The organism is Klebsiella sp. 2019SCSN059, assembly GCF_021739525.1.
Classification (GTDB): domain Bacteria; phylum Pseudomonadota; class Gammaproteobacteria; order Enterobacterales; family Enterobacteriaceae; genus Klebsiella; species Klebsiella quasipneumoniae.
The window spans coordinates 46,652-59,419 of sequence record NZ_JAKKOM010000020.1; the positions used below are offsets into that span (position 1 = coordinate 46,652).

Below are 12,768 nucleotides of genomic sequence, written 5' to 3' on the forward strand. Positions count from 1 at the left end.
ACTCTAAATTATCCAGGTCGCAGATGCGTTGGCTTGAAGAATGAAGAGTATCAGGATTTCTTCTTCTCGCGGCTATGCAGGCCACGCTTCTCCAGACCACGGTAAATCAGCTGCTGCTGGATAATGGTCACCAGGTTGCTGACGATGTAGTACACCACCAGGCCAGACGGGAACCACAGGAAGAACACCGTGAAGATGACCGGCATAAAGGTCATGATCTTCTGCTGCATCGGGTCGGTCACGGTGGTCGGCGACATCTTCTGGATGAAGAACATCGTCGCGCCCATGATGATCGGCAGGATGTAGTACGGGTCTTGCGCAGACAGATCGTGGATCCACAGGATAAACGGCGCATGACGCAGTTCTACCGAGGCGCTCAGCATGTAGTACAGCGCAAGGAAGATTGGCATCTGGATAATCAGCGGGAAGCAGCCGCCCAGCGGGTTCACTTTTTCCGCTTTATACAGCGCCATCATCTCCTGGCTTTGACGTTGTTTATCGTCGCCCAGACGCTCGCGCATGGCCTGAATTTTCGGCTGCAGCATACGCATCTTCGCCATGGAGGTGTACTGCGCTTTGGTCAGCGGGTACATGATGCCACGAACGATAAAGGTGATGACGATAATCGAGAAGCCCCAGTTGCCGAGGAAGCCGTGAATGAATTTCAGCAGCTTGAACAGCGGTTGGGAGATGAACCACAGCCAGCCGTAGTCGACGGTCAGATCCAGGTGCGGCGCGACGGCAGCCATTTTGTCCTGAATCGCCGGGCCGACCCACAGCGTGCTCTGCAGTTTGTCGGTTTGACCAGGCTGCACCAGTACCGGCTGAGATTTATAGCCGATAGCGACAATGCCGTTGCCGAGGTTGGCGGTGTAGAAGTTATTCGTCCCGTTATTCTGCGGCACCCACGCGGTGGTGAAGTACTGCTGCAGCATGGCAACCCAACCGTTTTTGGTGCTGACGTTCAGGTTTTCATTGTCCAGGATGGTATCGAATTTGTATTTTTCGTATTTCGAATCCGCGGTGGAGAACGCTGCGCCACGGAAAGTATGCATCGTGGACAGGCCGCCGGTCTGCGTATCGCGACTGGACGGCAGCGCGGCGGTCTGCTTCAGCTGACCGAAGGTCGAGACTTCCAGCGGTTTCTCGCTGGCGTTCTGCACGCTATAACCCACGTTCACGGCATAATCACCGCGTTTCAGGGTGAAGGTCTTGGTGAAGACGTTGCCGGCTTTGTCGGTATAGGTCAGCGGAATAACGATTTCGTTCTGGCCATCAGCCAGTACATACGCATCTTTATCAGCGTTATACAGCGGACGCGGGCCGTTAGCCGGGTTATCCGGGCCGTCACGACCGGTTAAGCCGCTCTGCGCCTGGTAGATAAACTGTGGCGTAGTTTCCAGTAACTGGAACGGTTCAGTCGATTTCAGCGCTTTCGGGTAAGCCGGAAGCAGCGCTTGCTCAACATCACCACCGCGGGTGTTGATGGTCAGATCAAGCACATCAGTTTTAACCGTAATCAGTTTCCCCTGGCCACTGGCCGGTACGCCCTGGTCGGCGGCGCTACCCGCTGCTGTGGTCGTAGTCTGCGTGGTCTGCTGCTGGGGTTGCGGATTTTTGTCCTGCTCCCAGGCTTGCCAGATCATGAAAGACACGAACAACAAAGCGATGATAAGAAGATTGCGTTGCGAATCCATCGTTAGTGTTCTCTGGTATCAAATGGTCCAGGCGGGACGGGATCGTCACCACCAGGGTGTAAAGGGTGGCATTTTAATACGCGTTTCATCGTCAACCAACTGCCTTTTATCACTCCAAACCTGCGTAAGGCCTCAATTCCGTATTGAGAACAGGTTGGGGTGAAACGGCAATGCGGCCCGAGTAGCGGACTAATCAGGCGCTGATAAACTCGAATCAGGCCGATCAGGACCCGCGAGCCAGGCGACAATGGCGGCGCCATAATTTTTCCAACGCTTCCGAGAGAGCACGGTTATCGAGGTCGGCAACCCCTCTTTTCGCCACCACCACGAAATCCATTGGCGGGAGTTCATGTTGACGCAAACGAAAACTTTCACGCGTCAGACGTTTAATCCGATTGCGTTCATGTGCGCGTTTCACGTTTTTCTTGGCGACGGTGAGACCGATGCGGGGATGCCCCAGCGAATTCAGGCGGCCGAGGATGGTGATTTGCGGCGTGCCAGCCCGTTGTGGCTGCTGGAAGACGAAAGTGAAATGACTGGGAGTTAACAAGCGTAACTCCCTGGGAAATGCGAGCTTAACCACGCAGGGTTAGCTTTATTACTTGGAAACGGTCAGACGAGCGCGGCCTTTAGCACGACGACGTGCCAGAACCTGACGACCATTTTTAGTAGCCATACGAGCACGGAAGCCGTGAGAACGGTTGCGCTTCAGTACAGACGGTTGAAAAGTGCGTTTCATGGCGATTTCTACCTAAACTTGAATAAATTCACTGACTTTTGCGTAGACCCGAACGAACTTCGAACGACTTACGCCTCAGCGTGGGTGATTAAAGAGGCCGGATTGTAATAATTGTACACTCCGGAGTCAATTCTCTTTCCTTATTTCTCGCACCTCGTCGCACAAAAAATAAGCTGAGACGCGTGACGAAAACGGGCATTACGCGCCGGGTGGGGGATTATACGGCCTGGCCAGTAAAGCGCAAGGATCCTGAAGGATCTTTGTTAGATCGTTTCCGCCCAAAAGCGGCATAGCTCATTAATTTTTCCAATATGCGGCGGAAATCGTGCTTCACTCTTCCCAGGATCGATTACACTTACCCGGTTTCGATCCTTCCTGTGGATAAATCGGGAAGAATCTGTTGAGAAACACAAGATCTCTTTCTCAGTTTAGGCTATGATCCCCGGTCCCGATCGCGATCCACGGATCCGCAGCGGGAAATAACCGCAGATAGCGGTTCGCACGTCACCCCTTTTGTGCAGGGGCTTTTCGGCTAATGCAGGGTCTTGTCGACGTGTGCCAACAATCACGATTGTTTCAGTTTTTCTTTGATATCGATTTTATGTTCGAGTGGAGTCCGCCGTGTCACTTTCGCTTTGGCAGCAGTGTCTTGCCCGATTGCAGGATGAGTTACCAGCCACAGAATTCAGCATGTGGATCCGCCCATTGCAGGCGGAACTGAGCGATAACACGCTGGCACTGTATGCGCCAAACCGTTTTGTGCTCGACTGGGTAAGGGACAAATACCTCAATAATATCAATGGACTCCTCAATGATTTTTGCGGTGCGGACGCCCCGCAGCTGCGTTTTGAGGTGGGCGCTAAGCCCGCCAGCTCGCTGCAGAAAGGGGCGGTAAGCCCGGCCGCAGCGACTATCCCGGCGGCGCAGGTGCAGACCGCGCGCGTGGCGCCGACGATCGTGCGCCCTGGCTGGGATAATGTCCCGGCGCCGGCGGAGCCGACCTACCGTTCTAACGTTAACGTGAAACACACGTTTGATAACTTCGTCGAAGGTAAATCTAACCAGCTGGCCCGCGCGGCGGCGCGTCAGGTGGCGGATAACCCGGGCGGCGCCTATAACCCCCTGTTCCTCTACGGCGGAACGGGTCTGGGTAAAACCCACCTGCTGCACGCGGTGGGGAACGGTATCGTGGCGCGTAAACCGAACGCCAAAGTGGTCTATATGCACTCGGAGCGTTTCGTTCAGGACATGGTTAAAGCGCTGCAGAACAACGCCATCGAAGAGTTTAAGCGCTACTACCGATCCGTTGACGCCCTGCTGATCGATGACATTCAGTTCTTCGCTAATAAAGAGCGATCCCAGGAAGAGTTTTTCCACACCTTCAATGCCTTGCTGGAAGGTAATCAGCAGATCATTTTGACTTCGGATCGTTATCCCAAAGAGATCAACGGCGTTGAAGATCGTCTGAAATCCCGCTTCGGCTGGGGGCTGACGGTGGCGATCGAGCCGCCGGAGCTGGAAACCCGCGTCGCGATCCTGATGAAAAAAGCCGATGAGAACGACATCCGCCTGCCGGGCGAAGTGGCGTTCTTTATTGCCAAGCGCCTGCGCTCAAACGTGCGTGAACTGGAGGGGGCGCTGAACCGCGTTATCGCCAACGCCAACTTCACCGGCCGGGCGATCACTATCGATTTCGTGCGCGAAGCGCTGCGCGATCTGCTGGCGCTGCAGGAAAAACTGGTCACCATCGACAATATTCAAAAGACGGTGGCGGAGTACTACAAGATTAAGGTAGCGGACCTGCTGTCCAAACGCCGCTCCCGTTCGGTGGCGCGTCCTCGCCAGATGGCGATGGCGCTGGCCAAAGAGCTGACCAACCACAGCCTGCCGGAAATCGGCGATGCGTTTGGCGGCCGCGACCATACCACCGTGCTGCACGCCTGCCGCAAGATTGAGCAGCTGCGTGAAGAAAGCCACGACATTAAAGAAGATTTTTCCAATTTAATCAGAACATTATCCTCGTGACGCTATGAAATTTACCGTAGAACGTGAACATTTATTAAAACCGCTGCAACAGGTGAGCGGTCCGTTAGGTGGTCGTCCGACGCTGCCCATTCTCGGTAACCTGCTGCTTCAGGTCGCGGACGGCGCGCTGTCGCTGACCGGTACCGATCTTGAAATGGAGATGGTGGCGCGCGTGGCGCTGGTTCAGCCGCACGAAGCGGGCGCCACCACCGTTCCGGCGCGTAAATTCTTTGATATCTGCCGCGGCCTGCCGGAAGGCGCGGAGATCGCGGTGCAGCTGGAAGGCGAGCGCATGCTGGTGCGTTCCGGCCGCAGCCGCTTCTCGCTGTCGACCCTGCCCGCTGCCGACTTCCCGAATCTTGACGACTGGCAGAGCGAGGTGGAATTTACCCTGCCGCAGGCGACCATGAAGCGTCTGATCGAAGCGACCCAGTTCTCGATGGCGCACCAGGATGTTCGTTACTACTTAAACGGTATGCTGTTCGAAACCGAAGGCAGCGAACTGCGCACCGTCGCTACCGACGGCCACCGTCTGGCGGTCTGTTCGATGCCGCTGGAAGCGTCGCTGCCGAACCATTCGGTGATCGTGCCGCGTAAAGGGGTGATTGAGCTGATGCGGATGCTCGACGGCGGTGATACGCCGCTGCGCGTGCAGATCGGCAGCAATAATATCCGCGCCCATGTCGGCGATTTTATCTTCACTTCGAAGCTGGTTGATGGCCGTTTCCCGGATTATCGCCGCGTATTGCCGAAAAATCCGGATAAACACCTCGAAGCGGGCTGCGATATTCTGAAGCAGGCTTTTGCCCGCGCGGCGATTCTCTCCAATGAGAAATTCCGCGGCGTGCGGCTGTACGTTAGCGAAAATCAGCTGAAAATCACCGCCAATAACCCGGAGCAGGAAGAAGCGGAAGAGATTCTGGACGTGACCTACGCCGGCACGGAAATGGAGATTGGCTTCAACGTTAGCTACGTGCTGGATGTGCTGAACGCGCTGAAGTGCGAGAATGTGCGCATTCTGCTGACGGATTCGGTGTCGAGCGTGCAGATTGAGGATGCGGCTTCTCAATCCGCAGCCTACGTTGTTATGCCAATGCGGCTGTAGAATCGTAAAGGGGCTGGTTTACTTGCCATTTCGTCTTCCGGCAGTGCTCGAAATGCTCACGTACTTCGTGTACGCTCCGCTTTCTGCGCGCTGGCGGTAGACGAACTGGCTGCGACACCCACGCCCCTTGAATGATGATGAGCTGATATGTCGCTATCCCGACTGCTAATCAAAGACTTCCGCAATATTGAACATGCGGATCTCGCTTTATCTCCCGGCTTTAACTTCCTGGTTGGCGCGAACGGCAGCGGCAAAACCAGCGTGCTGGAAGCCATCTACACGCTTGGCCATGGCCGGGCGTTTCGCAGTTTGCAAATTGGCCGGGTGATCCGCCACGAGCAGGAGGCCTTTGTTCTGCATGGCCGTCTGCAGGGCGAAGAGCGGGAAACCGCCATCGGCCTGACCAAAGACAAACAGGGCGACAGCAAGGTGCGTATCGACGGCACCGACGGCCACAAAGTGGCGGAGCTGGCGCACCTGATGCCGATGCAGCTGATTACGCCGGAGGGGTTTACTTTACTCAACGGCGGCCCCAAATACAGAAGAGCATTCCTTGACTGGGGATGCTTTCATAACGAAGCCGGATTCTTCACCGCCTGGAGCAACCTGAAGCGCCTGGTCAAGCAGCGCAACGCCGCGCTGCGTCAGGTCAGCCGTTATGCCCAGCTGCGGCCATGGGATCTGGAATTAATCCCGCTGGCGGAGCAGATCAGCCGCTGGCGTGCCGAATACAGCGCCGCTATCGTCGAAGACATGGCGGATACCTGTCAGCAATTTTTACCGGAATTCTCGCTCTCTTTCTCCTTCCAGCGCGGCTGGGAAAAAGAGACCGACTACGCTGAAGTGCTGGAGCGGAATTTCGAGCGTGACAGAATGTTAACCTATACCGCCCACGGCCCGCATAAAGCGGATTTCCGTATTCGCGCCGACGGGGCGCCGGTGGAAGATACCTTGTCGCGCGGGCAGCTTAAGCTGCTGATGTGCGCCCTGCGTCTGGCGCAGGGCGAGTTCCTCACCCGCGTCAGCGGGCGGCGCTGCCTGTACCTGATAGATGATTTTGCCTCGGAACTCGATGATGCCCGCCGCGGTCTGTTATCCAGTCGCCTGAAAGCGACGCAGTCGCAGGTTTTCGTCAGCGCCATCAGCGCTGAGCACGTTATGGACATGTCGGACAAAAATTCGAAGATGTTCCGCGTGGAAAAAGGTAAAATAACGGATTAACCCAAGATTAAATGAGCGAGAAACGTTGATGTCGAATTCTTATGACTCCTCCAGTATCAAAGTCCTGAAAGGGCTGGATGCGGTGCGTAAGCGCCCGGGTATGTATATCGGCGACACGGATGACGGCACCGGTCTGCACCACATGGTATTCGAGGTTGTGGATAACGCTATCGACGAAGCGCTCGCGGGTTACTGCAAAGATATCGTGGTGACCATCCACAGCGATAACTCCGTCTCCGTCCAGGATGACGGCCGCGGCATCCCGACCGGCATTCACCCGGAAGAGGGCGTCTCCGCAGCGGAAGTTATCATGACCGTCCTGCACGCTGGCGGTAAATTCGATGATAACTCCTATAAAGTCTCCGGCGGTCTGCACGGCGTAGGCGTCTCGGTGGTTAACGCCTTGTCGCAGAAGCTGGAGCTGGTTATCCAGCGCGATAACAAAGTGCACAAGCAGATGTATGAGCACGGTGTGCCGCAGGCGCCGCTGGCCGTGACCGGCGAGACCGACAAAACCGGCACCATGGTGCGTTTCTGGCCGAGCCTGGAAACCTTCACCAACGTCACCGAGTTTGAATACGATATCCTGGCGAAACGCCTGCGCGAACTGTCGTTCCTGAACTCCGGAGTCTCTATCCGCCTGCGCGATAAGCGCGACGGCAAAGAAGATCATTTCCACTACGAAGGCGGCATCAAGGCGTTCGTTGAGTATCTCAACAAGAACAAAACGCCGATCCACCCGAATATCTTCTATTTCTCTACTGAAAAAGACGGTATCGGCGTGGAAGTGGCCCTGCAGTGGAACGACGGCTTCCAGGAAAATATTTACTGCTTTACCAACAACATTCCGCAGCGTGACGGGGGGACTCACCTTGCCGGCTTCCGCGCGGCGATGACCCGTACCCTCAACGCCTACATGGACAAAGAGGGCTACAGCAAAAAAGCGAAAGTCAGCGCCACCGGCGACGACGCCCGTGAAGGCCTGATTGCCGTGGTATCGGTGAAAGTGCCGGATCCGAAGTTCTCCTCGCAGACCAAAGACAAGCTGGTCTCCTCCGAGGTGAAATCGGCGGTTGAGCAGCAGATGAACGAACTGCTGAGCGAATACCTGCTGGAAAATCCGTCCGATGCGAAAATCGTGGTCGGCAAAATTATTGACGCCGCGCGCGCGCGCGAAGCCGCGCGTCGTGCCCGTGAGATGACCCGCCGTAAAGGCGCGCTGGATCTGGCTGGCCTGCCGGGCAAACTGGCGGACTGCCAGGAACGCGACCCGGCGCTCTCCGAACTGTACCTGGTGGAAGGGGACTCCGCGGGCGGCTCTGCGAAGCAGGGGCGTAACCGCAAGAATCAGGCGATCCTGCCGCTGAAGGGCAAAATCCTCAACGTTGAGAAAGCCCGCTTCGACAAGATGCTCTCTTCCCAGGAAGTGGCCACGCTGATCACCGCTCTGGGCTGCGGCATCGGCCGCGATGAGTACAACCCGGACAAACTGCGCTATCACAGCATCATCATCATGACCGATGCGGACGTCGACGGCTCGCACATTCGTACCCTGCTGTTGACCTTCTTCTATCGTCAGATGCCGGAGATCGTCGAGCGCGGCCATGTCTATATTGCTCAGCCGCCGCTGTACAAAGTGAAGAAAGGCAAGCAGGAACAGTATATTAAAGACGACGAAGCGATGGATCAGTATCAGATTGCCATCGCCCTCGACGGCGCCACCCTGCATACCAACGCCAATGCGCCAGCGCTGGCGGGCGAACCGCTGGAAAAACTGGTTGCTGAGTTTAACGCCACCCAGAAAATGATTGGCCGCATGGAGCGCCGCTTCCCGAAAGCGCTGCTGAAAGAGCTTATCTATCAGCCGACCCTGACCGAGGCCGATCTGGCGGACGAACAGAAGGTGACCCGCTGGGTGAACACACTGGTCTCCGAGCTGAATGAGAAAGAGCAGCACGGCAGCCAGTGGAAATTTGATCTCCATGAGAACAAAGAGCTGCAGCATTTTGAACCGGTTATTCGCGTTCGTACCCACGGCGTGGATACCGACTATCCGCTGGATAATGAGTTCATTATGGGGCCGGAATATCGCCGTATCTGTACCCTGGGCGAGAAACTGCGCGGCCTGATGGAAGAAGATGCTTACATCGAGCGCGGCGAACGCCGTCAGCCGGTAGCCAGCTTTGAGCAGGCTCTGGACTGGCTGGTGAAAGAGTCCCGTCGCGGCCTCTCTATCCAGCGCTATAAAGGTCTGGGCGAGATGAACCCGGATCAGCTGTGGGAAACCACCATGGATCCGGACAGCCGCCGTATGCTGCGCGTGACCGTCAAGGACGCGATTGCCGCCGACCAGCTGTTCACTACCCTGATGGGTGATGCCGTTGAACCGCGTCGCGCGTTTATCGAAGAGAACGCCCTGAAAGCGGCGAATATCGATATCTAAGCCGTGTGTTCCCCCGGCGCGAGTTTGACCGGGGTAACGGAATGTCTGAGCCCGGTCGCATAGCGCGACCGGGCTTTTCTTTGCCAGTAAAAGGGGAATCCTCTGCTGCGGTTCCATCCCCCTTTCTGGCCGACACTTTTACTGTTTTTTGAGCGGAATCGCGTTAGCATGAGGGAAGACTCATCTTACCCGGGGATCCTATGGCTATTAAACTGATTGCAATTGATATGGACGGCACGCTGCTGCTGCCCGATCACACTATCTCTCCCGCCGTTAAAAACGCCATTGCCGCCGCCCGTGAAAAAGGGGTGAACGTGGTGCTGACCACCGGCCGCCCTTACGCGGGTGTCCACAGCTATCTGAAAGAGCTGCATATGGAACAGCCGGGTGATTACTGCATCACCTACAATGGCGCGCTGGTGCAGAAAGCCGGGGACGGCAGCACCGTCGCACAAACCGCGCTGAGCTATGACGACTATCGCTTCCTCGAACAGCTCTCCCGCGAAGTCGGCTCCCACTTCCACGCGCTCGATCGCAATACGCTGTATACCGCGAATCGCGATATCAGCTACTACACGGTGCATGAATCCTATGTGGCGACCATCCCGCTGGTGTTCTGCGAAGCAGAAAAGATGGACCCTGAGATCCAGCTGCTGAAGGTAATGATGATCGATGAGCCGGCGATCCTCGACAAGGCCATCGCCCGTATCCCGGCGGAAGTGAAAGAAAAGTACACCGTGCTGAAAAGCGCGCCTTACTTCCTCGAAATACTGGATAAACGCGTCAATAAAGGCACCGGCGTGAAGTCGCTGGCCGATGCGCTGGGTATCAAACCGGAAGAGATTATGGCGATAGGCGATCAGGAAAATGATATCGCGATGATTGAATTTGCCGGCGTCGGCGTGGCGATGGATAACGCCATTCCGGCGGTCAAAGAAGCGGCGAACTTCATTACCAAATCGAACCTCGATGATGGCGTCGCCTTCGCTATTGAAAAATACGTTTTAGCGTAAGCTTCCTTCAGGTCCGGCGTTCGTCGGGCCTGTCTTCTCTTTTTTCATGAACAGATGTTAATCCGCATTTAAATCCCTTATTCCGCACAGGGGATTCTATAAGCTACCCGCCCTCTTTTTTTGCAATTCAGAACTAACATCAGATTTTTCATGAATAAACGCCATTATTTGATGTTGGTTACGCTGCCATTCGCCTCTGTTCAGATTTGCGCGGCCGCGGAACCAACGACGCCGCTCGAACCAGCGTATGCCTATCACGGCGCCGAGCCCGCGGATCTGCCGGCGCCAGAAAGTCGCCAGCCTGCGGCGACAGCATCGTCTTCGCTACTCCCTTTGCTAGGCGACGAGGCCAGAAAGCGTGGCTACGTCCTGCCGCTGCCGTTTGGCGTCAGCATTAACTATATGGATATGCGGCAGAATATTAATGTCGACAGCATTAGCTTCACCGGCCTGTCGCTGGACGGACGCAATATCGATTGCGGTAAGGATCCTGTTTGCAAACGCGCCGTGAAGCACATTTTCGGAAATGGGCCGGTCTCGCTGGACAACGCCTTCCAGATTGGCGTCGGTAATACGCGGGAAAGCAGCAAAACCGAGACGCTCAAGCTGGATGCCTGGCTGCTGCCGTTTATGAATGTTTATGGTCTCGTCGGACACACCGAGGGGCACTCCATTTCGCAGATTGCCGTCGGGCTGAAGGGGCCGAACGGCAAAGTGGTGCCGATGCCGGGGATGCAGGACCTCGACTTTCGCCTCGATTTTAAAGGCACCACCTATGGGATGGGCACCACGCTGGTGGGCGGCATCGGCAACTGGTTTACCGTACTGGACGCTAACTACACCCAGACGCGCTTTGATATCCTCGACGGCAGCATCGATGCGTTTACCTTTTCGCCGCGCGTAGGCTATCGTTTCAATACGCCATCGGTCGATGCGCTACATCTCCCGGCCGGAAAGCTGAATCTATGGGTCGGCAGCATGTATCAGGACGTGCAGCAAGAGTTTAAGGGTAGCCTTAACGATCTCTCGATGCCGTCGCCGATGCTGCAAAACATGGTCAACCTGGCCAACCAGGACAATCATGGCCGCTTTGATGTGAAACAGCATCTGCAGTCGCCGTGGAACGTGCTGGTGGGAGCGCAGTATGAGCTGACGCAGAATTTTAATATCACCACGGAGTTTGGTTTTGCCGAGCGTAACAGCTTCTTTATCTCCGGCGAGTATCGCTTTTGAGCCGACCGCTTAACCCTGTTCTGTTGCTTCTGACATGGGCGCTATGCGCACCGGTCCAGGCGCAGGCCATCAGCCGCGAGCAAATCGACGGCTGGCTGCAGCATCTCGGCGCCAGCGATGAATTCGACGCCAGCAAAGGCATTGACTGGGGCGTGATGCCCGGTCCGTTCTATACGCCGGAGCTGGGGCTGGGCATCGGCACTGCCGTCGTCGGTCTCTACCGTCCCGATCCGCAGGATACCACCAGCCAGAATTCCACGCTGACGCTCAGCGGCTACGCCAGCTCCACCGGCGCCTTCGGCCTTAGCGTGAAAAACTACGCTTTTTTTGACCACGACCGATGGCGAATTTTTGTTGAAGGTTCGATGGCCAACACCCCGACGTATTTCTGGGGACAAGGCTTTCATGCCGGCGATAAAGACAACGAAAAAGAGAAATATACCGCCCAGGTGCTGACCCTGCGCCCGACGGTCTACCGGCAGCTTATCGACAATGTTTATCTCGGCGCCGGATGGTCGCTGGCGGCGCAGAATGCCGATGAGATGGACCATAACGATCTGCCGAAAATTGAAAATACCCCGCAGGGGCCGTCGGTATTCAGCTCGGGCGCCAGCGTCGCGCTCAACTGGGACGATCGCGACTTCGTCCCCAATCCGCGCCGGGGTCAGTATGCCAACTTCCGTTACACCCACTATGCGCCCGGCTTAGGCAGCGATACCCGCTTTGACGAATTTCAGCTGCACTATAGCCATTATCATGCCCTCAGCGAGAAGAGCGTCCTCGCCTGGGAGGCCGATGGCGCTTTCACCCAGGGCGATGTGCCGTGGAGCATGATGCCCCTGCTGGGCAGCGATGAGCGGATGCGCGGCTACTATCAGGGGCGTTATCGCGACAAAAACGTCGTTAGCAGCCAACTGGAATACCGCCGGCAGCTCACCTGGCGACACGGGATTGTGGCCTGGGCCGGGGCGGGAACCATGGGGCCATCCATGGATTCCCTGAATGACGGACGCTGGCTGCCTTCGGCGGGCGTCGGCTACCGCTTTGAATTCAAACCTCGCGTTAACGTTCGCCTCGACTACGGTATCGGCAAAGGCAGCAGCGGCTTTTACTTCCAGGTCGGCGAAGCGTTTTAACGCGTCCTCCCCTTCTTTTTCTCTCTTATCGCCTCTTGCCAGGGCTGCTGCGTTTTAATTTTCATGGATTGTTCTTTTTGTGATCCAAATTGTAGTACAACACAATAATATTGTACTACAGTATGCTCATGTTGATAACGTACAGCATCACGTTAG

At 56.1% G+C, this 12,768-nt stretch carries 11 protein-coding genes; 7 read left to right on the forward strand and 4 right to left on the reverse strand.

Annotated elements, in window-relative coordinates:
* Nucleotides 1-50: 50 nt before the first annotated feature.
* From yidC to rpmH, 4 genes are read right to left on the reverse strand one after another with little or no spacing between them, the layout of a single operon-like run.
* Nucleotides 51-1,697: a membrane protein insertase YidC gene (yidC, locus tag L2I46_RS19030; RefSeq protein ID WP_023291460.1), complete on the reverse strand. Its 1,647-nt coding sequence runs from the start codon at nt 1,695-1,697 to the stop codon at nt 51-53.
* Nucleotides 1,698-1,699: 2 nt separating this feature from the next.
* On the reverse strand, nt 1,700-1,957 hold the full coding sequence (gene yidD, locus L2I46_RS19035) for a membrane protein insertion efficiency factor YidD (protein WP_004151536.1): 258 nt from the start codon (nt 1,955-1,957) through the stop codon (nt 1,700-1,702).
* The gene (rnpA, locus tag L2I46_RS19040) at nt 1,921-2,280 is read right to left on the reverse strand and encodes a ribonuclease P protein component (protein ID WP_004151535.1); all 360 of its coding nucleotides are present in this window, start codon (nt 2,278-2,280) and stop codon (nt 1,921-1,923) included. The genes yidD and rnpA overlap by 37 nt, the downstream gene beginning before the upstream one ends.
* 15 nt (nt 2,281-2,295) lie before the next feature.
* On the reverse strand, nt 2,296-2,436 hold the full coding sequence (gene rpmH / locus L2I46_RS19045) for a 50S ribosomal protein L34 (protein ID WP_000831330.1): 141 nt from the start codon (nt 2,434-2,436) through the stop codon (nt 2,296-2,298).
* Between the two features lie 621 nt (nt 2,437-3,057).
* Here rpmH and dnaA point away from each other — a divergent pair.
* From dnaA to L2I46_RS19080, 7 genes are all read left to right on the forward strand, one after another.
* A complete protein-coding gene (dnaA, locus tag L2I46_RS19050; protein WP_017899658.1) occupies nt 3,058-4,461 on the forward strand; it encodes a chromosomal replication initiator protein DnaA in 1,404 nt (467 codons plus the stop codon).
* Nucleotides 4,462-4,465: 4 nt separating this feature from the next.
* On the forward strand, nt 4,466-5,566 hold the full coding sequence (gene dnaN / locus L2I46_RS19055; protein WP_085551800.1) for a DNA polymerase III subunit beta: 1,101 nt from the start codon (nt 4,466-4,468) through the stop codon (nt 5,564-5,566).
* 147 nt (nt 5,567-5,713) lie between these two features.
* Nucleotides 5,714-6,787, forward strand: a complete 1,074-nt coding sequence (recF, locus tag L2I46_RS19060) for a DNA replication/repair protein RecF (RefSeq protein ID WP_032454434.1) — start codon at nt 5,714-5,716, stop codon at nt 6,785-6,787.
* Nucleotides 6,788-6,815: 28 nt separating this feature from the next.
* On the forward strand, nt 6,816-9,230 hold the full coding sequence (gyrB, locus tag L2I46_RS19065) for a DNA topoisomerase (ATP-hydrolyzing) subunit B (protein WP_004202281.1): 2,415 nt from the start codon (nt 6,816-6,818) through the stop codon (nt 9,228-9,230).
* Nucleotides 9,231-9,430: 200 nt separating this feature from the next.
* The gene (yidA, locus tag L2I46_RS19070) at nt 9,431-10,243 is read left to right on the forward strand and encodes a sugar-phosphatase (RefSeq protein ID WP_023291455.1); all 813 of its coding nucleotides are present in this window, start codon (nt 9,431-9,433) and stop codon (nt 10,241-10,243) included.
* Nucleotides 10,244-10,393: 150 nt separating this feature from the next.
* Nucleotides 10,394-11,476 (forward strand): hypothetical protein, encoded by a 1,083-nt coding sequence (locus L2I46_RS19075; protein WP_023291454.1) that lies wholly within the window; start codon nt 10,394-10,396, stop codon nt 11,474-11,476.
* Nucleotides 11,477-11,496: 20 nt separating this feature from the next.
* On the forward strand, nt 11,497-12,612 hold the full coding sequence (locus tag L2I46_RS19080) for a BamA/TamA family outer membrane protein (RefSeq protein ID WP_172969416.1): 1,116 nt from the start codon (nt 11,497-11,499) through the stop codon (nt 12,610-12,612).
* Nucleotides 12,613-12,768 lie beyond the last annotated feature (156 nt).